This is a genomic window from Cupriavidus sp. 22TCCZM01-5 (assembly GCF_057798915.1).
Map to the genome: position 1 here is coordinate 13,803 of NZ_JBYOJR010000017.1, position 24,066 is coordinate 37,868.

The following is a 24,066-nucleotide window of genomic DNA, read 5'->3' on the forward strand; positions in this document are numbered from 1 at the left end:
CCGGAACCAGCGTGCTACGCTGCATGCATCATGAAGCCTGACTTCACAATCGATGCCGATTCTCTGCCCGCGCTCGCGGCGTTCGTGCGCGTGGCGCGCCTGGGCAGCTTCACGGCCGCGGCGCAGGCACTGGCCGTGAGCCCCTCGGCCGTCTCGCAGACCGTGCGCCATCTGGAAAGCCGCCTCGGCGTGCGGCTGTTGCAGCGAACCACGCGCCGGGTCGGGCTGACCGAAGCCGGCGCGGCGCTGCTTGCACGCGTGGAGCCGGCGCTGGCCGAAATCGGCGCCGCCACGGACGACGTGCGCGCCAGACGCGACATGCCGGCCGGCACGCTGCGGCTGACCTCCTCGGTGACCGCCGCCGCCATTGCGCTGCGGCCGGTGCTGACGGACTTCATGCGCGCCTATCCGGCCATCTGCGTGGATCTCGTGACCGACGACCGCCTGGTCGACCTGATCGCCGAAGGCTTCGATGCCGGCCTGCGCCTTGGCGAGGCGCTGCAGCAGGACATGGTGGCCATTCCCGTGACCGGCCCCATGCGCTTCGTGGTGGCCGCGTCGCCCGAGTACCTGGCGCGCCATGGCACGCCGCAATCGCCGCGCGACCTGCACGCGCATGCCTGCCTGCAATACCGCTTCGGCGCGACGGGCCAGGTGTACCGCTGGGAATTCTTCGAGCGCCCGCAAGGCGGTCGCGTCGTCACCGTCGAGACGCGCGCGGCGATGATCGCCAACGACAAAACGATGCTGCACCAGGCGGCGCTGGCGGGACTCGGACTGGTCTACGAATTTCCGTCGCACATCGCGGCGGCGCTCGCCTCGGGCGAGCTGGTCACGGTCCTCGACGACTGGCAGCCAACGTTCGACGGCTTCTATCTCTACTACCCGGGCCGCATGCTGATGCCACCCAAGCTGCGTGTGTTCGTCGACTTCCTGAAAGCGCGCGGCCCCGCTTCAGCGCCGCGCTGACCCACTCGCCTTGCCAGGCGTAACGACGGCGCCGCGCACCTCGATGCCGATGCGGTGCACCACCTTGCCGGCCGCGTCCAGCAGCTCCACCTGATGGCGGCCGGGCCACGGCAGCCACGATACTTCGCCACCGCGCCCGAGCGGCTTGCCATCCATGCGCCAGCTCACCGTGCGCGCGGTCTGGCCGGACACGCCTTCGGCGTGGAACCACACGCGCTGCGCCGACGGCGGCATGTCGGGATCGAGCGCGAAAATGGTTCCGTCGGACGGGTTTGCAATGGCCGGCACGCCAGCCCGCGCGGACGATGTCCCGACACTGACGCGCGTGAGCGCCGTGCCTGCCAGGAACACTTCCTCGCGCGCGGGCTCAAGGTCATCGGAGAAGGCCAGGGCCACCCGCTCGACACCCGCCGGCGCGCCAGGGGCCATGCTCGGCTGCGAACGGTGCAGCGCCTCCATCACGTCGTGCCAGACCGGCGCCGCGCCCGACACGCCGGACACGTCATGCATGCTGGCCCCGCTGGCGTTGCCGATCCACACGCCCACGGTGTAGCGCTGCGACCAGCCGATGCACCAGTTGTCGCGCATGTCCTTGCTGGTACCGGTCTTCACGGCGGTCCAGAAACGCGTGGTCAGCGGGCTGTCGAGACCGAAGGTGCGCGCGCGCGCATGGCGGTCGGAGAGGATGTCGCCGACCACATAGCTCGCCGCCGGCAACATCACCGCCGTCGGTGGCATGGGTGCCATGCCGGCGCGCATGCGCACCGGGCCATAGCGGCCGCCATTGGCGAGGGCGCGATACGCATTGGTCAGCGCCAGCAGCGACACATCCGCGCTGCCCAGCGCCAGGCTGTAGCCGTAGTAGTCGCCGGCCTCGGTCAGCGGCAGGCCCAGCGCCACCAGGCGCTTGTGGAAGCGGTGCGGGGTCACCATCACCAGCGTGCGCACGGCCGGCACGTTCAGCGATGCCGCCAGCGCCGCGCGCGTGCTGACCCAGCCCGCGTAGCGATGGTCGTAGTTCTGCGGCACGTACAGTCCGCCGCCAGCGGGCAGGTTGACCGGCCGGTCATCGAGCAGCGAAGCCGCCGTCAGCCTGCGCTCCTCCAATGCCTGCTCGTACAGGAATGGCTTCAGCGTCGAGCCGGCCTGGCGCAGCGCCTGCGCGTGGTCCACCTGTGCCGCGCCGGACAATTCGCCCGACGAGCCCACGTAGGCCAGCACGTCGCCGCTCGCGTTGTCGATCACCACCACCGCGCCGTCTTCCACGTGGCGGCCGGCCAGTTCGCGCAGATGCCGCTGCAGGCTCGCCACGGCCACGCGCTGCAGCCCCGCATCCAGCGTGGAGCGCAGGTACGGCGGCACCGGTACTCCGGGACCCGCTTGCACTCGCGCCTGGCCCGTCAGCATCCGCCCCAGGTGCGGCGCCAGTTGCCTTGGCTGCGGCGATGCGGCCGTGCCGCCCTGCGCGACGCTGCCCGTGCGCAGCAGCGCCAGTTGCGCAAAGCCCTCCAGCCCCTCGCATTCGCGCGGCACGCGCATCTCGCGCAGGATCCCGCACGCGCGTCGCGCGACTTGCGCGGCGCCGGCATTGGGTGCGCGCACGAGCGCCACGGCCAGCGCCGCTTCGCGCGCATCCAGCCCTTGCGGAAACTTGCCGAACAGTGCCTGCGACATCGCCGAAAGGCCGACCAGTTCGCCCCGGAACGGCACCAGGTTCAGATACGCCTCGAGGATCTGGTCCTTGCTCCAGCTCCGCTCGAGCGACGCGGCGCCGGCGGCCTGCCCCAGCTTCTGCGTGACGCTGCGGCCCTGCCCCGCGCTGCCCGGCCTGCGCAGGTCTTCATCGAGCAGCCCGGCCAGCTGCATGGTCAGCGTGGAAGCGCCGCGCGTGCGCGTGTTCCAGAGATTGGCCCAGGCCGCCGCGGCCACGCCCTGCCAGTCGACGCCGCTGTGTGCGTAAAAGCGCTTGTCTTCCGACAGCACGATGGCCGTGCGCAGCGCCGGCGAGGTTTCCGCGAGCGTGACCCAATCACCGCGGCGCACGCGGAAATCGTCGCGCACGCGCGCAACGGTTTCGCCGTTGCGGTCGGTGATGACCACGTCACTGCTGCGCCAGTCGGCCCGGACTTGCGTGAAGGACGGCAGTGCGTGCGCCGGCAACGCTATCGAGGCCAGCATCACTGCAGCCATGCAGACGGACGACGCCACGAACCGCTTCATGTCGCACGCTCTGGGCGCCTGGCCACGATGCCCGCGACGATCAGCACCTGCGCCGCCGCATACGTCCACCAGATGCCAAGCTGGAAGCTGTCGAACGGCACCAGGAAGCGTGCAATGCCGATCATCATGTCCGAGGCCGCAAAACACAGCGCGCCGAGCGCCGTCAGCGGCGTCGGCAGCTTCGCCACCAGCGCGCCGCACACCATCGCCGCCAGCACGATGACGTACACCGTGACCGGCCCCGCGAGCGAGCCCAGGTTGGGCCAGAAGCGGCCCAGCATCGTACCCGCCACGCCGATCATCGCGCCGCACGCGATCAGCCGGTGCGCGCGCCAGTCCCCCGCGAGCGGCACCAGCACGCGCAGATAGGCCAGGTGCGCCAGCAGGAACGCACCGAGCCCGCCCACGAACGAGACGCGCAGCGCGGGCACGGCAAGCAGGAAATCCCCGATCGCCGAGCACACCAGCGCAATCACCAGCCAGCGCCGCTCGCCCAGCGGGCGATGGAACCACGCGGCACGCGCCAGCATCAGCGCCATCGCGGTCTTCCACGCGGGCTGCATTGCAATCTGCCCGGTCAACGGCGCGCCGTCCGGCAACTCCATCGATACCTGCACCAGCAAGGCACCGTAGACCAGGCCCGCCAGGGTGCCGGCCAGCCACCACTCGCGCACGCGCGCCGGCATCATGAGCGCGAGCCAGCTCATGGGCGAGCCCCTACGGCCAGGCGCGCATTCGGCGCGGCACCGAACACGTCCGGTGCGTACATGGCTTCGACGCGCGTCGGCGGCAGCGCGAAATCACCGGCATTGTTCAGGCGTACCGTGTACTCGACCGAGATCGCGCCCTTGGGCAGGTACTCGTAGTACTCGCGGTAGGCCTGCGGCGTGCGTTCGGTGTAGGCGGCCCAGGCCATGCCCTTGCGCCGCTCGCCGCGCGTGGCGATCTCCGAATCACGTCCCAGGCCGCTGCCGAGGATGGTTGCGCCCGCCGGCACCGGATCGCTCACCACCACCCACGTCATATCGGCCTGCGCATCGATCTCGAGTTTTACGCGATACGTGTCACCGCGCGACCACTTGCCCGACACCGCCTGCTCGACCGGCGTCACCGTGCGGCGCACCCGGTAGCCGGCGGCCAGCGGACCCGACAGGGGCACCGCGGCCATGGCGCGCACCGTGGCCCACGGATGGCCCGCGCCGGCATGCTCGAGCTGCAGCGTGCCGCCGCCCTCCCCGGCCGGCCACGGCAGGTCGACGCTGCCTTGCGCCACGCCGTCGCGGCGTTGTGCACGGCTCCAGTCGAAGCTGCGCGCGCCTTCCCCGCCACCGCTCACCGACAGGCGCGTGCTGCCCGCCACCGCCGTTTTTTCGAACGCCTGCGCAAAGCGCGCGATCGCGAGCATGCCCCACGCATTGGCATTGGTTGTGCCCCACGCGCCGCGCACCTGGCGCCCGATCAGGCCGGTGGCAAGCTGCGGTGCTTCGTCCTTCCAGCCCGGCAGTTCCGCGGCGAGTGCGAGCAGGCGCGCGGCATTCACATCGCCGCCGGCCATCAGCCACCACCAGTCGTCGCTGCGCTCGGTCGAGAACGCCAGCCGCGTGCCCTGCACCATCAGGCGCGCGCGCAGCAACTGCTGCGCTTCGGCCAGGCGGGTTTCACGTTGCGGGATATCCTGCATGCGCGACAGCAGCATGGTCCAGTCGATCAGCGCGGAGGTGGGCCATTGCGCCGGCAGGATCTGGATCGACCCGAGCATGCGTGCCTGCGCGTGTCCCGTGCGCGACAGCGCTTCGAGCGCGGCCAGCTTGCGGACTTCCAGATCCATCGTGGCTGCCGAAGGGCTCCACGCATCCGGACGGATGCGGCCTTCGACGAACGCCGCCAGGCCGCGTTCCATCTGCGCGCGCAGCTCGTCCGGCACGCGCAGCGTCAGCCCCGCTTTCGCGGCTTCGTCGCTGACCGACAGCAGGTAAGCGGTCAGCGCGACGCTGCCACTCTGGCTGTCGCTGCGCAGCGGGAAGTACGAGGCCAGGCCGTTCGCATCCAGGTACGACGGCAGCTGGTTCATCAGCGCTTCCCATGCCGTGCCGTCGGCCAGCCCGACGGCCTTCGACGCGCGCTGCTCCAGGCAGCTGAACGGGTAGTTGAGGAACCACTCGCGCACGCCTGGCATGCCACCCGCGAGCGATGACTGCAGGTTCACCTGCAAGCCGCCGCGCAGCTTGCCGGCCGGATCCTTGAGCGCACCTGGCGGCGCCTTCACGGGCACCGACAGCCCCGGCGCCAGTTGCGCCAGCGTGGCCTGCTGCGCCGTCACGGGCTCCGCCGGCACGATCTGCTGCGATACCTTGATGCGGTCCGCCGCGCCACCGGCGCCTTGCTCGGCGGCCTGCACCTCCCACTGGATCGTGCCGCTGCGCGAGTACGCGAGCAGCGCCGGCGCGGTGACATCCCAGCCGATCTCGCGCGCCTCGCCCGCGGGAATCTGCACGGTCTGCGCGGGTAGTGCGGGTGGTGCGGGTGGTGCGCTGGCATCGCCGACCAGCGTGGCGCGTGCACTGGCCTGCACGGTCATGGCCCGCTTTGTCGTATTGCGCAACGTGAACATCGCGCGGTAGCGGTCGTCCTCGCGCACCAGCAGCGGCAGGCCGGAAATCAGCTGCAGGTCCTGCGTGGCCGCAATGGTCGCGCTGCCGGTACCGAAACGCCCCACGCCGAGGTCAGCGACGGCGACGATGCGGAAGCTGGTCAGCGAATCGTTGAGGGGCACTTCCACGGTGGCCTTGCCATCTGCGTCAAGCTGCACGCGCGGGTTCCACAGCAGCAGCGTGTCGAACAGCTCGCGCGTCGGGCTCTTGCCGCCGCCACCGCCGGCCGGTACCGCCTTGCGCCCATAGTGGCGGCGCCCGATGATTTCCATCTGCGCGGTAGACGTCTCCACGCCGTAGCTGCGTCGCTGCAGCATGGCGTCGAGCAGGTCCCAGCTGTTGTTCGGCATCAGTTCCAGCAGCGCCTGGTCCACCGCGGCCAGCGCGATCTCGCCATTGGCCGCGGGCTTGCCGTCCGGCAGCTTCACCTGCAGCGCAATGCGCGCCTTGCCGCGCACGGTATAGGACGCTTTGTCGGGCGTCACGGTGACGTCGAGCCGATGCGCCTCGTTGCCGACGCGGATCTCCGCCAGGCCAAGACGGAAGGCCGGCCGGGACAGGTCCACCAATGCCGTGGGCGCCGCGTATCCCTTGCCCTCGCTGCGGAACGCCCGCCACCATTCGCCCGGCTGGCGCCAGCCCCAGGTAAAGAACGAATACCAGGGCACCTCGTGCAGGCGTCCGCGGATCGTCATCACCGACACGTAGACGTTGGGTCCCCACTCGGGCTTGACCTTCACACGTACGGTGGGATCACTGCCATTGAGCTCGACCACCTGTGTCTCGAGCACGCCTTCACGCTCCACCGCGATCAGCGCCGTGGCCTGGCGGAATGGCATGCGCACCTGAAAGACAGCGGTCTCGCCGGGTGCGTATTGCTTCTTCTCTGGCAGCACGTCGATGCGGTCATGGTTCTCGCCGCCGAACCACAGCTCGCCCTGGCGCGTGACCCATACCGTGGATGCGGCCTGCGCATTGCGACCGTCCTTGTCTCGCGCAATCGCAATCAGTTCGACCTGGCCGGCCTGGTCCAGCGTGACATCGCAGCGCGCACGGCCCTGCGCATCGGTACGCGTCTCGCACACCGTGCCGAGATCGCGGCTGCCGCTGCGATTGTCATAGCGATAGAAGCCGCCGACCACGCGCTTGCGCGTCGACGTAGTCATGCGCAGGCGCGCGTTGAATTTCACCGGCGCATCGGCTACCGGCTTACCCTGCGTGTCGAGCACCAGGCCGCGCACGGCCAGCTTCTGCTTCACCGATACCCAGCCATCCGTGCGGATGCCTGCCACGACGGCGGCAGGCCATACCGGCACGGTCTGGCGCAGCGTCTGGACCTCGCCGTTCGGGTCGGCGAAGCCGGCTTCCAGCACCAGGTCGCGCGGCGCATCGGTCTTTGGCAGCTTGCGCAGCGTGACGGTGCCGTTGCCGTTCTTGTCGAGCGTCAGCGGCAGCTTGTCGGCGACCAGCTTCTGGCCGCCGTCGCCGGCCTGACCCTCGTCGGCCTGGTCCATCTCCTCATCGCCGGAGGCGTTCTCGCGCGCGACACGCGGCGGCGCGAACGAGTACTCGTCGTAGCCCGGGAAGCTGACCCATTTGTCGCGCAGCAGCGCCGATACGCGCACCGGCAGGCCGATGGCGGCGCCACCGGACACGTAGTGCACTTCGACACCGACCGGCAGCTCGGCCGGCGCCACCACGGCGCCGCCCTTGCCCCCCTGTCCGCCGTTGGCCTGCAGTGTGCCGGTCAGTACTGGCAGCCGGAAGGCTTCCACGCGGAAGCTGCCGCCGGCATAGGAACGCGCGTTGTCGTCGTCGACATCGCCGCCGTGGTTGGCTTCGGCCTGCAGCTCGACGTTGTAGACCCCGAGCTTGGCCGCCGGTGGCACCTGGAAGCTGCTCTCCGCGCTGCGCCCGCCGGTGGCGGTGTTGCGCCACTGCAGCGGCAACTCATAGGTCTGGCCGCTGCCTTCATGGCGGATCACCACCGTGTCCGGCAGCTTGCGGTTCGCCGGCGGCAAGGCAAAGCCCTGCGCGGTCTCGGCGCGGATGAAATGCTTCATCGACACGGTTTCGCCGGCGCGTAGCAGCGTACGGTCGAACACGGTATGCGCGCGCACGGTCTGCGCGGCGCTGGCATCGGTCGGCACATGGAAGCGCCACGTCTCGATGCCACGGTTCCAGTCGGACATCACGAAGGCCATGTCGGCCTTGCCGCGTGCCTCCGGATGCGTGGCCGCGATACGCGCGGAGACGAAATAGCCAGACAGGCCGTTGCCGTCGCAGCTGCGGCCGCGCACATCGTCGAGCTTCGCGAAACGCGCGATGCCGCTGGCATCGGTACGGCCTTCGCCAAGCAACCTGCCGGAGCAATCGCGCACGGCGACGGCGGCGTCGCGCACGGGCTTGCCATCGTCAAGCGCGGTGATCCACGCCAGGCCGCTCATCGAACCGTCGCCTTCGCCGCGCGCGAGCTTGAAATGCACGCCCAGGTTGGTGACCAGCGCGGCGGTACGCACATACATGGGCGCACGCTTGCCCAGCAGCGCTTCGCCAAGCATCGGCGAGGCGATCTCGACCACGTGGAAGCCCGGTTCCGGCAGCGGAATGCCGACTACCTCGAACGGCCGCGGCGCATCGCCCGAAGGCTTTGGCACCGAGAGCTTCTGCACGCCCGCCGCACGTTCCAGCAGCGACACCGAGCGCGATTCGATCGACGGCGCATTGCGCGGATTGTTCACGCCGTAGGGCGAGCGGCCCGCCAGTACCGCGTCGAGTTCCAGGCGCGTCCAGCTGGTCTCGTGCATGCGGCGCACCAGGCCGAGCCAGCGCAGCACGGCGCCATCGTCATCGACCTTGAGCTTCATCACCGTACCTGCCTGCGCCTGCACGCCGCGCACCTGCAGATCGGCTTCCACGTTGCGCAGCGTGACCGGCAGCAGCGGCGGATAGTCGGCCGGCAGCTTGCCCCTGGGCAGTTCGCCGAAGCGTTCGACCACGCCAAACGGCGCCGCGGCGAACTTGGCCAGCGGCGGCATGGCCGCGGTCGACACCTTGAGCGGGAACAGGTCGGCGTTGGACAGCGTGCGGCCGCTGTCGTCCTTCAGGTCGCGCGGAATCTCGATCGTGAAATCGGCCTTCTCCGGGAAGGGCGCGGCGAAGGTCAGCGACGTCACGCTTGCATCGGGCGCGAGATCGGCCTCGAACTGCGGCTTGCGCGGGCCGGACGACGTCTTCAGCACCACCTGCTCGGCCAGCTTGCGCGCGAGCGGTGCCGAGAACGAGACCGTCATGGGCCGCAGCGGCGTGCACGGCGACTGCGCGTGCTCGCGCTCGCAGCTGAAGCTCGCCCTGAACGGCTCGCGCACGGTGTAGTCGAAGCGGCGCTCGTCGCGCGCGGCAACGCCGGACGGCGTGGCGATGCCGGCGCCGAGCACGAGCTGCATGCGCGCCCCGGCCGGCAGCCGCTGCTGGCAGGCCAGCAGGTGGATCGCATCGGGCGCGTCCTTGGCGAGGCGCTTCCAGTAGATGGCCTCGAGCACGGCGTCGCGCTCCTTGCCGGTCAGCAGGCGTACGGGAATGCGCTCGCCCAGGCCCTCTGCCTGGCACCACGCGTGATCGCGCACCGAGGCCGACGTGGCGGCGCCATTGAAGCGCAGCGCAAAGACCTGGTCTTCCTCGATCTCGCCGCCCGACGGACGGCTGGACACGACCGTGGGGCCGCCGGTCTCGAACCGGTACTCGGCCTTGCCTGCGTAAGGCTTGCCCGCCACGCTGCGCAGGCTGGCGGACATCCGCACCGAACACCGCACGCCCGGCGGCAGGTCGCGCTCGAAGTCGAAGACCCAGTTGCTGGCGTCGACCCAGCGTCCCTGCCCCGCCGTGGCGGCGCCGGTACACGAGAGCGCCGCCGGCGCGGCCGCCTGCACGTCGCCCATTGGCACCATGGCCTCGTCGAAGCGGATCGCCACCTGGCGCACTTGCGGAACCGTTCCCTCCGGCGAGAAGCGCGTCACCTGCGCCGCGAGCGCGGCCGACACCGACAGCCAGGCCAGCGCGCCCGCCATGACGGCGCGGCAAGCCGCGCGCCTGCCAAGTCCCCGACCCGATCGGGCAACGATTCCCATCATCCTGCGATCCTCCCGTCAAAGCACCCGGCGAGGGTGACATGTGACGTTTGGGAGTGCAAGGCCGGCACGCAAACCTGCAACGCGGCCGACAAAAAATTCAGCGCAGGTGCGACAGCGGCAAGGCGCCCTCGCACTTGAGCGCGGTCAGGACAATGTTGGAACGAATACTCTCCACGCCGGGCACCCGCATCAGCCGCTTCATGGTGAACTCAGCCAGGGTGGGCAGGTCGGGCACGACTACGCGGATCAGGTAATCGGCCTCGCCCGCCACGGAATAGCATTCCTGCACTTCCTCGAGCAGCAGGATTTCCTCGCCGAAGCGTTCGATGATGGTGTCGCCGTGGTGCGCCAGCTTGACGCTGATAAAGACCTGCACACCGAGCCCGAGCGCCTGGGTCGACAGGCTCACGCGATAGCCCGTGATGACGCCGTCGGCTTCCAGCCGCGCAAGCCGCCGCCCGACCTGGCTGGGCGACAGGTGTACGCGCTCGGCCAGCTGCTGGTGGGTGGAGCGCCCGTCGGCCTGCAGGGCCGCGATCAGCGCCAGGTCGAACTGGTCAAGTGAAACCATACGCAATTTCCGCATTGATCATCAGCATGGTGCGGATTATATGCGCCGAGCGTGCCATGAAGGCCGATTTTGCGGCCAGATTGCACCCACGCACGCCTAAACTACGCAGATAAACCGCATCACGGCGCCCCGCGCCAAACCCAGGAGACAAATTCGATGCTCGCTTCCGCCAGCGCCCCAGTCCAGGAGGCTTCCGGCCAGTTCGACGGCGCCTTCCAGGGCACCATGACCGAAAAGCTCAGGGAGCAATTCGACGCCGGCCTGCTGTCCGGCCAGGAACTGCGCCCGGACTTCACCATCGCGCAGCCCGTCCACCGCTACACCAGCACCGACCACGCCATCTGGCGCAAGCTCTACGAGCGCCAGGCGTCGATGCTGCGCGGTCGCGTCAGCAATGAATTCCTGCAGGGCCTGGCCACGCTGGGCATGGAAAAGGACCGCGTGCCGGAATTCGACCAGCTCAACGAGACGCTGATGCGCGCCACGGGCTGGCAGGTGGTCGCCGTGCCGGGCCTGGTGCCCGACGAGGTGTTCTTCGAGCACCTGGCCAACCGCCGCTTCCCGGCCAGCTGGTGGATGCGCAAGCCCGAGCAGCTCGACTACCTGCAGGAGCCGGACTGCTTCCACGACGTGTTCGGCCACGTGCCGCTGCTGATCAACCCGGTCTTCGCCGACTACATGCAGGCCTACGGCAAGGGCGGCCTCAAGGCGGCTGGCCTGGGCGCGCTCGACATGCTGGCACGCCTGTACTGGTACACGGTGGAATTCGGCCTGATCCGCACGCCCGAAGGCCTGCGCATCTACGGCGCCGGCATCCTGTCCAGCCAGGGCGAGTCGATCTACAGCCTGGATTCGGCCAGCCCCAACCGCATCGGCTTCGACGTGCGCCGTATCATGCGCACGCGCTACCGCATCGACACCTTCCAGAAAACCTACTTCGTGATCGACGACTTCGAACAGTTGTTCGACGCAACCCGGCCGGACTTTGCGCCGCTGTACCAGGAACTGCGCAACCTGCCGACGCTGGGCGCGGGCGACGTGGCCGAAGGCGACCAGGTGCTCAACGTGGGCACCCGCGAAGGCTGGGGCGACAGCGACGATATCTGACCCCGAGCAGCCGACCGCACGGTTTTCCGCTTTGTGAAACAATGCCGGCAAGCCCGCCAGGGCGGGCCGGTTTTTTTCTTTCCCCTGATCGAGCCCCTCATGACACCCCTATCGCCCCAGGTGCGCGCCACCCTGCTCGCCGAACTTCCCGGCTGGACCGACGTCGACAACCGCGATGCCATCCAGAAGCGCTTCACCTTCTCCGATTTCAATGCGGCGTTCGCATTCATGACGCGCGTCGCCATCCAGGCGGAGAAGGCCGACCACCATCCCGAGTGGTTCAACGTCTACAACCGCGTAGATATCACGCTGTCCACGCACGACGCTAACGGCCTGACCCAGCGCGACATCGACCTGGCCCGTTTCATCGAGCGGGCCGCCGCTTCGCTGCAGGTGGCCTGAGGCGCGCTCGGCCGCGCTGGCCGCGGCACCGCTGGCCGGTGCTGAAGGCAAACCGAAAGGAAGACAAGGGCCCTGGCCTGTACAATCTGTGGATCGCGGTGTCCGCGTGTGCGCCAAGCCGCGCCTGCCGCCTCCTGTCTTCCTTCCCGGCTGATCCAGCCATGCCCGACGTCCTGCCCCAACTGCCGCCATGCGTATCCTGCTGATCGAAGACGACCGCCAGATCGCCAGCGGCGTCGAAGCCGGCCTGACACGTGCCGGCCACCAGGTGCGCGTGGTCCATGACGGCGTCTACGCCACCGAACACCTGCTGCGCGATCAGCACGACCTGGTCATCCTCGACCTGGGGCTGCCCGGCATCGACGGCATGACGCTGCTGGCGCGCTACCGTGCCCGCAACCGCACCACCCCCGTCATCATCCTGACCGCGCGCGACGAGCTCGAAGACAAGCTGTCCGGCCTGAACGCCGGTGCCGACGACTATCTCGTCAAACCCTTTGCCCTGCCCGAGCTGGAGGCGCGCGTGCGCGTGCTGCTGCGCCGCAGCCAGCATGGCGAAGCCGTGCCCGACCGCGACGTGCGCCTGGGCCGCCTGCGCCTGTCCGGCAACGACCGCCGCATGTTCATCGACGGCAAGCCGCTGGAACTGTCGCCGCGCGAGTTCGCGGTGCTGGAACTGCTGCTGCAGCGCCAGGGCCGCGTGGTTAGCAAGGCCCAGCTGCAGGACCACCTGGCGACCTTCGCGCATCCGGCCGGCGAAGGCGGCGACACCGTTGGCGACACCGCCATCGAAGTCTATGTGCACCGCGTGCGCAAGAAGCTCGAGGAAAGCGACGTCGAGATCGTGACGGTGCGCGGCTTCGGCTACCTGCTGCAGGCCCGCGCCGGCCAATGAACGCGCGCCCGTGGCGCTGGCCGGCACCGCGCCGGCCAGCTGACTGAAAGCTCCCCGCCCCATGTGGCCGCGCTCCCGTAGTTCCCGCTCCGCCGCCGATCCCGGTACTCAGCCGGTGTCGCCACCGGCCCGCCGCGGCATGGGCCAGGCGCCGCGCGTGGCGGTCAACGCCAGCCTGCGCGTACACCTGCTGCGCGCGCTGGCCACGCCGCTGTTCGCGCTGGTGCTGGTCAGCGGCTCGCTCTCCTACTGGCTGGCCGCGCACTACACCACGCAGGTATTCGACCGCGCGCTGTATGGCGTGGCCAATAGCATCGCGCAGCAGATCCGCATTGCCGGGCCGCGGCTGGAGCAGGACATCCCGATGATCGCCCAGACGCTGGTCGAGGCCGAGGGCACCGACCGCATCTACTGGCGCATCCATGGCCCGGACGGCCTGATCGGCGGCATGGACACGTGGCTCGGCTATGGCACCGGCCAGACCACGCTGCATGACGCACGCCTGTTCTATGCCTGGTTCAGCGGCCGCCAGGTACGCGCGGTCCGGCTTCCGGTCATGCTGCCGAGCGCCGCCACCGACGAACTCGGCACCAGCGAAGACGGCAAGCTGGCGCGCGGCCCCATCGTGGTGGAGGTGGCGGAACTGCTGGACCGGCGCGAGACCGCGGCCAACGAGATCCTGCTATCGGTGTCGGTGCCGCTGATCCTGCTGCTGCTGGTGGGCAGCCTGATCCTCTCGCACGTGCTCAAGGAAGAGCTGGTGCCGCTGCAGATCCTGACCGACAAGCTGAACCGCCAGACTGCGCGCTCGCTGGCCGCACTCGACGAAACCCAGGTGCCGGCCGAGGTGGCGCCGCTGATCCGCGGCCTGAATGCACTGCTGTCGCGGCTGCGGGATGCGCTGGACGCCCAGCGCAAGTTCATTGCCGATGCCGCGCACCAGCTGCGCACGCCGCTGACAGCCGTGAAGCTGCACGCTGACCGGGCCATGGAGGCCGATTCGCTCGAAGTGGCCCGCCATGCGCTGCGCGAGCTGCAGACCGCCTCCGACCGCGCCGTGCGCCTGTCCAACCAGCTGCTGTCGCTGGCCCGCGCGGAGCCCGGGCTGTCGCTGGAGCGGCTGGGTCCGGTGGAGTATTTCGACCTGGCCGAGCTGGCCTTCGAGACCGGCGCGGAATGGGTGCCCCAGGCGCTGGCGCGCCACCTGGACCTGGGCTTCGAGGTCCTGCCCGGCCCGACCTTTACCTGCAGCTCGCCGGCCATGGTCCGCGGCAACCGGCTGCTGATGCGCGAAGCGCTGTCCAACCTGATCGACAACGCCGTGAAGTACGTGCCCCCGGGCGGGCGCATCACGGTGCGCGCGGGCGGCGAGGCACTCGGCAACCGCGGCATGGCGGTGGTGATGGTGGAAGACAATGGCCCCGGCATCGCCCCGCAGCGGCGCGAAGAGGTCTTCAAGCGCTTCTTCCGTGGCGACCGCCAGGGCGATCAGGCTCCGGCGGCACAGACTGCCGGCGCCGGGCTGGGGCTCGCGATCGTGCATGAAATCATCGGCCTGCACCACGGCACCATCCGCATCGAGGACGTGCCGGCCGAGGCCTCCGCGTCCGCGGAACCGGGTGCCGGCTGCGAACGGCGCCCGACCATGCGCTTCGTGATCCGCATCCCGTGCGAGGCGGCCGGGGTGGCCGCCTGATGCGGAGTACGGCGTAGCGTCACTTACTTGCCGCCCGACTTCTTGCCCTTGGGCGCCAGCATGGTGCCGCGGCACTCCGCACTGCCGCAGCGGCACTCGAATTCCTTCTTCAGCTTCTTCGTATAGCGGGCCTCGATTACCAGCCCGTAGTCATAGAAAAGCTCTTCGCCCGCGGCAATATCGCGTAGCGCATGGATAAATACGCGGCCCTTCTTCTCGCGCGCCTCGCAGTTCGGGGCGCAGGCATGGTTGATCCAGCGCGCGCGGTTGCCGCCGAACTTGGCGTCGATCACGCTGCCGTCGTCCAGGCTGAAATAGAACGTGTGGTTGGGATCGTTCGGGTCGTGCGGGTGGCGTTCCAGGGCCTTCTTCCAGGAAATGTGCTCGCCCTTGTACTCGATCACCCGCTCTCCCTCCGCGATCGGCGCAATCGCGTAAACGCCCTTGCCATGCACGCCCGACTGGCGCACCTCGATGCGGTCGCTCGCCGACTTGCCCGCCTTGCTTTCCTTGCCGCTGTCCTTGCGCTTTGCCTTGTCCGCCATTTGCCTTCCCGTGCTGTTCGCTTTCCATTGCGTTGCAGGCGCGGGTCGCGCCGACGCGATCGGGATGATACCGGGGCGCCCGGGGACCGTATACGCAAGTCTCATGGCTAGCGCCACGTATACGCCGAATCACTACTGAAGGGGCAGGTCATCGATCTGGCAGGACCGTATACGCAGCCACTGGAATGTGGATAAGGCCGGCCGTTTCTGTGGATAAGCAGCCGGATTGCGTGTGGGCCGCCTGGGGTTGGCCTGGGGACGCGACAGGAACAAGTCAGGCCCTCGACACGGGCACCCCCGCACAGACCCCCGAGTCATCCACGCCCGCCAACACTGCGTCCCTGTGGTTCTGGTTTACGTAAACCTTTGATCAGCTTGGCGTTTACCAGCTTATCCACAGAAATAACCGGTGTTTACCTACTACCACTATTTGTATACATGAAAAGAAAGATGTAAACCCAGTGGCCACCTTCAGCCGAGGCACGAAATTGGGGGGAGTTCGCGAACGTAAACCCGGCGCAGCGCGTATACGCTCCAGCAGTCCCACGCGATTGCCAGAAGCCGTATACGCGGACCGACGTATACGCCGCCCAACATCATTCACCGCGCGAATGCCGCCCAAAGAAGAATGCTTGCCATGCAACATAGTGCATGGGCTGGTTGGAATAGTCGGTCGAAAGTGGGCTGTGGGCCGGCCATGCTGTAGCAGGCTCTGGAAAGCCTCCAGGAGCCCTTCAGGCGCTACGGAGGGCACTCCTCCACCCGATAGAGGTCGTAAGGCTGTAAAGGGCGTATACGCGGTCAGAGGAGTCCTGAAGGCGCTTCAGGGGCCGGAGGGCGTAAACATCACTCTCCGTGCGCGCTTCCGGGCTCGCCGAATGGTCCGGCGGCAGCCGAATCACGGCCCGAAGCCGCTTTCCGGAAAGGTCCTCGTAACAATCTTCATCCGGTGCGCCTTGTCCGGCACGGTATCATGTGGCCCGCGACGTCTTTGCCGGTCCGGCCCAACCGTGGGCGGACCGTGTCTGGACGTCTGTGTTTTATCAACTCGATACGGAGTGAAGCATGACGAAAACCGAACTGATCGACGCTATCGCGTCTGGCGTGGACGGTCTGACCAAGGCAAAGGCCGAGCAGGCACTGAACGTGACCCTGTCGGCCATCATGGACGCCGTTGCCAAGGGCGATACGCTGAGCCTGGTCGGCTTTGGCACGTTCAGCAAGGGCGAGCGCGGCGAGCGCATGGCCCGCAACCCGCGCACCGGCGAAGAAATCAAGGTGGAAGCAGCCAAGACGGTGAAGTTCAAGGCTGGCCAGAAGTTCAAGGACGCCGTCAATCAGTAAGCCCGGAAAGCCTGGCGGGCCACTGCGGCACCCCGGCTTTGCATGACCCCGCCATGCCGCCACCGTGTCGCCCGAGGGCGCTGGTGCGCGCCGGGCGGGGAAACGTTATCCACAGCACTGGCAAGATACTTCTGCAGCGACCGCTGCACCCCGGACCGGCCCATCCCGCGGCTGGCCGGCCAGACTGGCAAACTGCCGTTCAGGCGCGCTTGATCAAGGCCGCAGCGTGTGCGGCACATCATTGGGGGCCACATGCTTCCCAGTTGGGACCAGGCCATATTTCCACAGCGTTATTCACAGCGCTCTCCACAGTGGATTCCACAGGTTTTTCCACAGGCCCGGGGTTGGGTCCTGTGCGCCGCCGTGGCCCTGGCATGCCTCGCCGGCTGCAGCACGGTGAGCGAACCGGCGCGCCCGCAGGCGGCTCCGCTCCCCGACATGGAACGTCCCGCGACCACGCCGGGGGCAACCACGCGCGAACGCATCGTGGAAATCGCCATACAGGAATGGCGGCGCTGGGGCTCGCAGACCGTGCGCCTGGGCCGCGACGATACCGCCTGCGTGACGTTCAGTCCCCTGCCGGCGCCGCAGCCGGATGAGGCGCCGCTTTCGGCAGATGCCGGCGCGCCTGCCCAAGGCTCCGCCGACCAGGAAACGGATGCCGATGGCGCCGAGTCCGGCTGTGTCTCGTTCCCCGACGGCACCGGCATGGAAGCCACGCCACTGGGCTGCCAGATGGCGCGGCGCTACTGGGGCATCGTGGGCCAGGTGCCCCGTTGCACGCAGGTCACGCAGCCGTCCTGGGCCTGGTCGGCGGTATTCATTTCCTGGGTCCTGCGCAAGGCCGGACTCGACGAGCGCCAGTTCCTGACCGGCCAGTCACATTCCATGTATGTCGTGGATGCGCGCGACGGGATCCTGCCCCGGCCCGCCTTTCATCTCGAACCCGTTCCTGCGCTGCCACGGACGGGCGACATCATCTGTGCGCCGCGCGGCCGCGAAAGATACCTCGAGGACATCGCCGGTATCGGCTTTGGCACGACGCCCATGCATTGCGACATCGTGGTGTCGGTGGATCCCGCCGCGCGCCTGGTGAAGGCCATTGGCGGCAACGTCCAGCAGTCTGTGTCGATGGAGGAGATCGAGTTGGGGGATTCGGGCAGGCTCGATGGCGTCACGAACTCGCACATGCCCTGGCTGCTGATCATGCGCAACGATCTGCAGTAGATTATTTATGCTAAAAATCAACTAGCGGATTTTTATGCGATTTTGATTTATCGGGTGAATATGACTCAGGGAAACAGTTCGAGTTGCGCCGTATCGCGGTCACTGGTCCCGACACCGACACCGAGCAATCGCACCGGCAGTCCGCGCCGCGCGTGGCCCTCGGCTAGCAGGCGGGCGTAGGTGCCGCGGTCCGGCGCATGGCCACGGCATTCCACGGTGGTCTGGCGGAAGTCCGAGAAACGCAGCTTCACGGTGAGCTTGTCGATGGTGTCATGCGCCTGCGCGCGCGCAATGCGGACCTCCAGCATGGCGACCAGCGGTTCCAGTTCCGCCAGGCAGGCCTGCAGGTCCGGCAGGTCGTCTGCATAGGTCTCCTCGACACTGATCGACTTGCGTTCGCGCTCGGGAGATACCGTGCGGGGATCGACGCCTCGACACAGGTTGTAGAGCCGTGCGCCGAAGCGGCCAAACTCGCGATGCAGCCGGTCCGCCGGCCAGTCCCGCAGATCGCCACAGGTCTCGGCGCCAAGGCGTTTGAGCTTGGCCGCGGTGACCGTGCCCACACCATGGATGCGTCCGACCGGCAGCACGGCGATAAAGGCATCCACTGCCGCCGGCCGCACCACGAACAGCCCGTCGGGCTTGTTCCAGTCGCTCGCGATCTTGGCGACGAACTTGTTCGGTCCGACCCCTGCCGATACCGTGACACCCACCTCCTCCCGCACCCGGCGCCGGATTTCCTCGGCAATGCGCGTGGCGCTGCCGCCATGGTGCGGACACTCGCTCACATCGAGATAAGCCTCGTCCAGTGAAAGCGGTTCGACCAGGGCCGTGTACTCGCGGTAGATCGCAAAGATCCGGCGCGAGACTTCGCGGTACTTGTCCATGGCCGGGCGCACGATCAGCAGGTCCGGACAGCGCCGCAGGGCCTGCGCCGACGACATGGCCGAGCGCACGCCGAACGCGCGCGCCTCGTAGTTGCAGGTAGCGATCACGCCACGCCGGTCCGCGGCTCCCCCGACAGCCATGGGCCGGCCGCGCAGCGACGGGTCGTCGCGCATTTCGACCGACGCGTAAAAGCAGTCGCAGTCGCAATGGATGATCTTGCGCTGGATGGCCGGTTCGCTGGGCGGGGACGGGGTCGCGGGCATGCGGTACAGGGATGGGGGACGCCCCTATCCATAGATGCTATTTATGATGGTAGGTAAATTTTTATATCGTTGATTAATCTGGCTGATGGAATTGGACCCTGATTCTGCGTTCGTGCAGTCAATTTCATCTACCTCACGAATGAGGTGTGGCTAATTGTTGATGGGTTCATCGTTCGCGCTAATGGATTCCGGCTTCTGTCGGGTACTGACCCAAATCCCTTCGGCCGCGTACAAGGCCAGGGACACCCAGATCAGCGCATAACCCAGCTGCTTCTGCGGCGGGAACGGCTCATGCCATAGCCAGACGCCAAGCAGCAGCTGCAGCGTCGGGCCCGTGTACTGGAGCAGGCCAAGCAGGGACAGCGGGATACGGCGGGCACCGGCGGCAAAGAACAGCAGCGGCACGGCGGTGACCGGCCCCGCCATCAACAGCAGGAATTGCGTACCTGGTGCTGCGTGCCGGAAGCTGTCCTGGCCGGTTGCAAACAGGTAGGCCAGTGCCGCGGCGGCCAGCGGGAACAGCAGCAGGGTCTCGAGAGACAGCCCTTCCAGCGCCCCAAGGGCTCCCGTCTTGCGCAGCAGCCCATAGCCGCCGAAGGTGGCCGCCAGCGCCAGGGCAATCCACGGCAGCTGGCCCGATGCCACGGTCAGCCAGGCGACCCCTGCCGCCGCCACCGCGATCGACAGCCATTGCCCCGGCCGCAGCCGCTCGTGCAGGAACACCACGCCCAGCAGCACGCTGAACAGCGGGTTGATGAAATAGCCCAGGCTGGCATCGACCACCCGATTGGCGGACACGGCCCAGATATAGATGAACCAGTTGCCGCACAGCAGCGCGGCGCTCGCGGCAAAGGACAGGATCAGGCGCCGGTCCGTGGCCACCTTGCCCAGCCAGGCCCACTGGCGCCGGGCGGCCAGGACGACGGCCAGGAACACCAGCGACCAGACCATCCGGTGCAGCAGGATTTCGGCCGGTGCGATGCCGGGCAGCGACTTGATGTAGAGCGGGAGCAGCCCCCAGATGGTGTAGGCCAGTAGTGCGTAAAGGATGCCGAGTTGCATGGGGAATTCCGATAGATCTGCGCGCGATTCTACCGGCGGGGGTGTTTTATTGCCGGAGCCCGCTGCAGGCCCAGGCATTGCACTCACGTAAAACAAAAACCCCGTGCCCTCACGGGAACACGGGGTTTGCGCCGAGGGGGCAGCCTGCCCCCGCGTGGCGAAATTACAGCTTGCGTGCGTAGCTGAACTGCGCGAATGCCTGCTCGGCCACGTTGAACCAGGCGGCCTCGTTGTTGCGGAACACGCGCCAGTCGTCGTAGATCTTCTTGAACGACGGGTTCTTGGCGACTTCGTCGGCGTAGGCTTCCTGGGTGGCCTTGAAGCAGGCTTCCATGATTTCCTTGGAGAACGGGCGCAGCTTCACGCCGTTTTCCAGCAGGCGGGCCAGCGCCTGCGGGTTGACCGTGTCGTACTTGGCCATCATCATGGTGTGGGCTTCGATGGTGGCGGTTTCCAGCGCGCGCTTGTACAGCGCCGGCAGCTTTTCAAATTCGCTGGCCGAGGCGTAGAACGACAGCTGCGCGCTGCCTTCCCACCAGCCCGGATAGTAGTAGTACGGGGCCACCTTGTAGAAGCCGAGCTTCTCGTCATCGTACGGGCCCACCCACTCGGCCGCGTCGATGGTGCCCTTTTCCAGCGCCGGGTAGATGTCGCCGCCGGCGATCTGCTGCGGCACCACGCCCAGGCGCGACAGCACCACGCCGGCAAAGCCGGCAATGCGGTACTTCAGGCCCTGCAGGTCGGCCACGGTCTTGATTTCCTTGCGGAACCAGCCGCCCATCTGCGCGTTGGTGTTGCCGCCCAGGAAGTTGACGACGTTGTATTCCTTGAAGAACTCGCGCATCAGCTTCATGCCGTTGCCTTGCAGCATCCACGCATTCTGCTGGCGCGCGGTCAGGCCGAACGGGACGGTGGTATCAAAGCACAGCGTCGGGTTCTTGCCGAAGTAGTAGTAGCCCGCGGTATGGCCGATCTGCACGGTGTTGTTCTGCACCGAGTCCAGGACCTGCAGGCCCGGCACGATTTCGCCGGCCGCGAAGACCTTGATGTTGAACTTGCCATCGGTCAGTTCCTTGACGCGGGCCGACAGCAGTTCGGCGGTGCCGAAGATGGTGTCCAGCGACTTGGGGAAGCTCGATGCAAGGCGCCATTCCACGGCAGGGTTGCTGCCGACGACGGCCGGGGCGGCTGGGGCGCTTGCGGCCGGCGCTGCGGCCTTTTCATCCTTGCCACATGCGGCAAGTGCCCCGGTTGCGGCCACGGCCGACGCTTTCAACAGGAAGGAACGACGCTGCATTAACTTCTCCTCTTTTATAGATATTGGTGCGGATGCGGGCCTGGGACGCCGATCGTGTCATCGCGCCTTGCGCCGGACCGTGACGCGCCCATGGCCGGGATGGTGCCGCGGGCGCAACGCTGTGCCTGTTACGGACGGGAACCCTTGCAATGCCGGGACGATAGGTGACCTTGCACAACCGCCATCGAGGCACCCGTTCGTAACAGGCCGCGGCTGTCTTACCCGAAAGACAAGCCCACCGATTATAGCGGTGCCTTTTTCGGCACGGAGCCCTGCGGGTGTCCGGGTTTTCGCTAGTCCTGTTGCGCTTGTCCACAGTGGGGACAACTCGCGCAAAGGCGTGCCGCAGCACTGGCTTTTCGTATTGTGAGAAGGCCAACGTTGCGATGGATTTTGTAACCCGGCTTGCAGTCAAATCGTGCGACTGTTAAAAAAAGGACCCCGTACCGGTGGTCCGTGGTTCCGGTCCGCTCGTTGCATGTTGTCCGAATTTCTTGCTGCCTCCTGCCGCCGTTTTCCCCGCCGCCGCCTGAGTGTTGCCGTACTGGCTGCCTGGGGGATGACCGCGTGCGCGCAGACGCCGCAGAACATCCAGTCCCTGGCCCCGCCACGCATACAGGAAGCGCGACCCGTTCCGACCGTGGTGGCCATGGCCACGCCAGCCGATGACCCGCTCGGCGCATTGATCGCCGGCGAACAGGCGCCCGAGGCTGCGCGTCAGCCCGCTACGCCGCCAGCCGCCGACGTACCGGCGGCAGAAGCCGCTGCGCCGTCTGATGACTTCGTCGGTCCGCCCGATTCCGCCGCCCCGGCGCCCGCTCCCGTGGTGCTGTTTCCCGCAAGGCTCGGGCACTTCGTGGCCGAACCGCCCGCGCAAGGCGAAAGTGGCGATGCCACGCCGAGCGACGCGCCGCCGGTCCTGCGCTCGCAGCTCCCCGCCGATGATGCCGCGGTGGACTCGGTCTGGCGCCTCAGCTACAGCGGTCGTGCCGCCGCCGAAGAGCGCGACGCCACCATGCGCGCCTGTGCCGGCGGCGCCTTGTCCACGGGCATCGGCCATGGCCTGGCCTGCCGCAGCTCGGGCGAAGTCAAGATCCGCGAGTCGGTGCTCGACCTCGATGGCGGTGCCCAGGTCATGCTGATCGCCCAGGCCCGCGGCACCGACGCCACGTCCATCAACGGCCGGCCCGCGGCGGTCGATCCCTACGCGCTGGTGCCGCAGTTCTATACGGCAGTGAATGGCCTGTCGGTGCTGGACGGCGCCACCATGTGGGCGGGCCGCCGCGACGGCGACCCGTTGCTGATGTCGTCCGGCCTGCTGCCGCCCAATTCCGCGGCCATGCGCTTCGGCGTGGACAATGCGCGCGTACTTGGCGACATCGGCCTGAACTACCAGTACACCGCCCGCAACGACCAGAACGGGCAGAACCTGCCGAGCTACCACTCGCTGCGCACGGCGCCGATCTCGACCAATCCGCAGGGCTCGGTGCAGCTCGGCTTCACCCGTGTCGAGACCCAATCGCTGGCCGCCGATTCGGGCAGCGCCTGGTGGGCGTCGGCGATGCATGAGCAGAAAGGCGTGCTGGCGGGAACCAACCGTGTCGGCTTGCAGTTCGGTTCCGGCGCGCGCAGCGCCATGGCGGGCTACACGGGCATGGGGCCATCCCTGTCGCGCGTGCGTGTCGCGGAATCGCTCGAATGGAAGGGCAAGTCCGGGCTCGGCGGCTCGGTCGAATCGAGCATGCAGTTCGACCGTTCGCCGGTCGGCACGCTGCAATGGGCCGCTACGCGAATCCGGCCGGCCTATGTGGCCAGCGACCAGTTCAAGCTGGTCTTCGAAGTCGCGCGCGACCAGATCTCTTCCGGTTTCGGCGCCAGCGGCCAGCGCACCGCGCTGACCGTCGCGCCGACGCTGACGCTGGGCAAGTCCGCCGGCAATGCGAACCTGCGTGCGTTCTATACCTACAGCCGCGCTACCGATGTCGATGGCATTGCCTTCAGGCCGCCGGCCGAAGCCTGGGCTATGCAGAACAGCGGCTCTATCTTCGGCGTGCAGCTCAATCGGCGCTGGTAACGGCCGGCTTGCCCTGGCGCCAGTGCGCCGCGGCCGCTGCTTCCGTTTGCGCGACCGGCTTGCGGCACAGCCAGTGGAATAGCAGCGTAGCGCTCAGTCCTCCGGCAATCTGCGCGAGCACGAAGCCCGGCACATCGACGGGACGGATGCCGGTGAAGGTGTCGGTCATGGCGCAGGCAATGGTCAGCGCCGGATTGGCGAATGACGTCGATGACGTGAACCAGTAGCCGGCGGTGATGTAGCCCGCCACGACAAACGGCACCAGGGCCGGCCGGCTGCGCAGCGTGCCGATGCCGACCCCGACCAGCCCGAACGTCGCCACGAACTCGCTCCACCACATCGGCAGGCCCGTGCGGCTGTGGGCCGACCACGCCAGCACCGGTTCGCCGAACATGGCATGCGCGGCCATCACGCCGGCAATGCCGCCGCCGACCTGCGCCAGCGCGTAGCTGAGTGCGTTCAGCGGCGAAAGCGTGCCCTGCACCAGCGCCGACAGGCTCACCACGGGGTTGAAGTGCCCGCCGGACACGGGCCCGAGCGCGACCAGCAGCGCCACGAGCCCGGCACCGGTGGCCAGCGCGTTGCACAGCAATGCCAGGCCGATATTTCCGTCCGCCAGCCGCTCGGCGCGGATGCCCGAACCCACCACCACGGCGATCAGCAATGCCGTACCCAGTCCCTCTGCCACCAGCCGGCGCGAAAGCGTACTCACTGCTGCGCTCCCG

17 protein-coding genes are annotated in these 24,066 nt (G+C 67.8%); 8 read left to right on the plus strand and 9 right to left on the minus strand.

The window, feature by feature from the left end; genetic code table 11:
- Positions 1 to 30: 30 nt before the first annotated feature.
- Positions 31 to 969: a LysR family transcriptional regulator gene (locus AC3FNH_RS17075; protein ID WP_276098953.1), complete on the plus strand. Its 939-nt coding sequence runs from the start codon at positions 31 to 33 to the stop codon at positions 967 to 969.
- On the opposite strand, the gene pbpC is transcribed toward AC3FNH_RS17075, so the two are convergent.
- The 4 genes from pbpC to AC3FNH_RS17095 all read right to left on the minus strand — a co-directional run bounded on the left by pbpC (position 955) and on the right by AC3FNH_RS17095 (position 10,541).
- A complete protein-coding gene (gene pbpC, locus AC3FNH_RS17080) occupies positions 955 to 3,159 on the minus strand; it encodes a penicillin-binding protein 1C (RefSeq protein WP_488720977.1) in 2,205 nt (734 codons plus the stop codon). The genes AC3FNH_RS17075 and pbpC overlap by 15 nt on opposite strands.
- A gap of 26 nt (positions 3,160 to 3,185) precedes the next feature.
- Positions 3,186 to 3,896: a lysoplasmalogenase gene (locus AC3FNH_RS17085; protein WP_488720917.1), complete on the minus strand. Its 711-nt coding sequence runs from the start codon at positions 3,894 to 3,896 to the stop codon at positions 3,186 to 3,188.
- Positions 3,893 to 9,970, minus strand: coding sequence for an alpha-2-macroglobulin family protein (locus AC3FNH_RS17090; protein ID WP_488720918.1), 6,078 nt, complete (start codon positions 9,968 to 9,970; stop codon positions 3,893 to 3,895). The genes AC3FNH_RS17085 and AC3FNH_RS17090 overlap by 4 nt, the downstream gene beginning before the upstream one ends.
- Before the next feature lie 97 nt (positions 9,971 to 10,067).
- Positions 10,068 to 10,541 carry an Lrp/AsnC family transcriptional regulator gene (locus AC3FNH_RS17095; RefSeq protein ID WP_224080162.1) on the minus strand — a complete coding sequence of 158 codons (474 nt, stop codon included), beginning with the start codon at positions 10,539 to 10,541 and terminating at the stop codon, positions 10,068 to 10,070.
- Positions 10,542 to 10,697: 156 nt separating this feature from the next.
- Here AC3FNH_RS17095 and phhA point away from each other — a divergent pair, with 156 nt between their 5' ends.
- The 4 genes from phhA (at position 10,698) to AC3FNH_RS17115 (ending at position 14,641) form a co-directional block, all read left to right on the plus strand.
- The gene (phhA, locus tag AC3FNH_RS17100; protein WP_276098957.1) at positions 10,698 to 11,648 is read left to right on the plus strand and encodes a phenylalanine 4-monooxygenase; all 951 of its coding nucleotides are present in this window, start codon (positions 10,698 to 10,700) and stop codon (positions 11,646 to 11,648) included.
- A 99-nt stretch (positions 11,649 to 11,747) separates the two neighbouring features.
- Positions 11,748 to 12,050, plus strand: coding sequence for a 4a-hydroxytetrahydrobiopterin dehydratase (locus AC3FNH_RS17105; RefSeq protein WP_488720919.1), 303 nt, complete (start codon positions 11,748 to 11,750; stop codon positions 12,048 to 12,050).
- Positions 12,051 to 12,240: 190 nt separating this feature from the next.
- Positions 12,241 to 12,945: a response regulator transcription factor gene (locus AC3FNH_RS17110; RefSeq protein ID WP_488720920.1), complete on the plus strand. Its 705-nt coding sequence runs from the start codon at positions 12,241 to 12,243 to the stop codon at positions 12,943 to 12,945.
- A 61-nt stretch (positions 12,946 to 13,006) separates the two neighbouring features.
- A complete protein-coding gene (locus AC3FNH_RS17115) occupies positions 13,007 to 14,641 on the plus strand; it encodes a sensor histidine kinase (RefSeq protein WP_488720921.1) in 1,635 nt (544 codons plus the stop codon).
- A 23-nt stretch (positions 14,642 to 14,664) separates the two neighbouring features.
- On the opposite strand, the gene AC3FNH_RS17120 is transcribed toward AC3FNH_RS17115, so the two are convergent.
- Positions 14,665 to 15,186, minus strand: a complete 522-nt coding sequence (locus AC3FNH_RS17120) for an SET domain-containing protein (protein WP_488720922.1) — start codon at positions 15,184 to 15,186, stop codon at positions 14,665 to 14,667.
- Positions 15,187 to 16,251: 1,065 nt separating this feature from the next.
- On the opposite strand from AC3FNH_RS17120, the gene AC3FNH_RS17125 reads away from it, so the two are divergent.
- Together AC3FNH_RS17125 and AC3FNH_RS17130 are read left to right on the plus strand one after the other, a co-directional pair.
- Entirely contained in the window at positions 16,252 to 16,530 is a 279-nt protein-coding gene (locus tag AC3FNH_RS17125) for an HU family DNA-binding protein (protein WP_211946049.1), read from the plus strand.
- 252 nt (positions 16,531 to 16,782) lie between these two features.
- Positions 16,783 to 17,757 carry a DUF2272 domain-containing protein gene (locus tag AC3FNH_RS17130; protein WP_488720923.1) on the plus strand — a complete coding sequence of 325 codons (975 nt, stop codon included), beginning with the start codon at positions 16,783 to 16,785 and terminating at the stop codon, positions 17,755 to 17,757.
- A 65-nt stretch (positions 17,758 to 17,822) separates the two neighbouring features.
- On the opposite strand, the gene dinB is transcribed toward AC3FNH_RS17130, so the two are convergent.
- The 3 genes from dinB to AC3FNH_RS17145 form a co-directional block, all read right to left on the minus strand.
- Complete coding sequence (dinB, locus tag AC3FNH_RS17135) at positions 17,823 to 18,908, minus strand: DNA polymerase IV (RefSeq protein ID WP_276098963.1); 1,086 nt, start codon at positions 18,906 to 18,908, stop codon at positions 17,823 to 17,825.
- 150 nt (positions 18,909 to 19,058) lie between these two features.
- Entirely contained in the window at positions 19,059 to 19,970 is a 912-nt protein-coding gene (gene rarD, locus AC3FNH_RS17140) for an EamA family transporter RarD (RefSeq protein ID WP_488720924.1), read from the minus strand.
- A gap of 163 nt (positions 19,971 to 20,133) precedes the next feature.
- Positions 20,134 to 21,267 carry a TRAP transporter substrate-binding protein gene (locus AC3FNH_RS17145; protein WP_488720925.1) on the minus strand — a complete coding sequence of 378 codons (1,134 nt, stop codon included), beginning with the start codon at positions 21,265 to 21,267 and terminating at the stop codon, positions 20,134 to 20,136.
- Between the two features lie 478 nt (positions 21,268 to 21,745).
- On the opposite strand from AC3FNH_RS17145, the gene AC3FNH_RS17150 reads away from it, so the two are divergent.
- Positions 21,746 to 23,341, plus strand: coding sequence for a carbohydrate porin (locus AC3FNH_RS17150; RefSeq protein WP_276098967.1), 1,596 nt, complete (start codon positions 21,746 to 21,748; stop codon positions 23,339 to 23,341).
- Here the strand turns inward: AC3FNH_RS17150 and AC3FNH_RS17155 are convergent.
- Positions 23,325 to 24,053, minus strand: a complete 729-nt coding sequence (locus AC3FNH_RS17155) for an aquaporin (RefSeq protein WP_276098968.1) — start codon at positions 24,051 to 24,053, stop codon at positions 23,325 to 23,327. The two genes, AC3FNH_RS17150 and AC3FNH_RS17155, sit on opposite strands and share 17 nt — an antisense overlap.
- Positions 24,054 to 24,066 lie beyond the last annotated feature (13 nt).

Bases quoted from the DNA above. Each gene is read 5' to 3' on its own strand.
- rarD (WP_488720924.1), bottom strand. From the start codon at position 19,970: ATGCAACTCGGCATCCTTTACGCACTACTGGCCTACACCATCTGGGGG.
- AC3FNH_RS17130 (WP_488720923.1), top strand. From the start codon at position 16,783: ATGCTTCCCAGTTGGGACCAGGCCATATTTCCACAGCGTTATTCACAG.
- AC3FNH_RS17095 (WP_224080162.1), bottom strand. From the start codon at position 10,541: ATGGTTTCACTTGACCAGTTCGACCTGGCGCTGATCGCGGCCCTGCAG.
- AC3FNH_RS17105 (WP_488720919.1), top strand. From the start codon at position 11,748: ATGACACCCCTATCGCCCCAGGTGCGCGCCACCCTGCTCGCCGAACTT.
- AC3FNH_RS17115 (WP_488720921.1), top strand. From the start codon at position 13,007: ATGTGGCCGCGCTCCCGTAGTTCCCGCTCCGCCGCCGATCCCGGTACT.
- AC3FNH_RS17145 (WP_488720925.1), bottom strand. From the start codon at position 21,267: ATGCAGCGTCGTTCCTTCCTGTTGAAAGCGTCGGCCGTGGCCGCAACC.
- phhA (WP_276098957.1), top strand. From the start codon at position 10,698: ATGCTCGCTTCCGCCAGCGCCCCAGTCCAGGAGGCTTCCGGCCAGTTC.
- AC3FNH_RS17075 (WP_276098953.1), top strand. From the start codon at position 31: ATGAAGCCTGACTTCACAATCGATGCCGATTCTCTGCCCGCGCTCGCG.
- AC3FNH_RS17125 (WP_211946049.1), top strand. From the start codon at position 16,252: ATGACGAAAACCGAACTGATCGACGCTATCGCGTCTGGCGTGGACGGT.
- AC3FNH_RS17150 (WP_276098967.1), top strand. From the start codon at position 21,746: ATGTTGTCCGAATTTCTTGCTGCCTCCTGCCGCCGTTTTCCCCGCCGC.
- dinB (WP_276098963.1), bottom strand. From the start codon at position 18,908: ATGCCCGCGACCCCGTCCCCGCCCAGCGAACCGGCCATCCAGCGCAAG.
- AC3FNH_RS17110 (WP_488720920.1), top strand. From the start codon at position 12,241: ATGCGTATCCTGCTGATCGAAGACGACCGCCAGATCGCCAGCGGCGTC.
- AC3FNH_RS17090 (WP_488720918.1), bottom strand. From the start codon at position 9,970: ATGATGGGAATCGTTGCCCGATCGGGTCGGGGACTTGGCAGGCGCGCG.
- AC3FNH_RS17085 (WP_488720917.1), bottom strand. From the start codon at position 3,896: ATGAGCTGGCTCGCGCTCATGATGCCGGCGCGCGTGCGCGAGTGGTGG.
- pbpC (WP_488720977.1), bottom strand. From the start codon at position 3,159: ATGGCTGCAGTGATGCTGGCCTCGATAGCGTTGCCGGCGCACGCACTG.
- AC3FNH_RS17120 (WP_488720922.1), bottom strand. From the start codon at position 15,186: ATGGCGGACAAGGCAAAGCGCAAGGACAGCGGCAAGGAAAGCAAGGCG.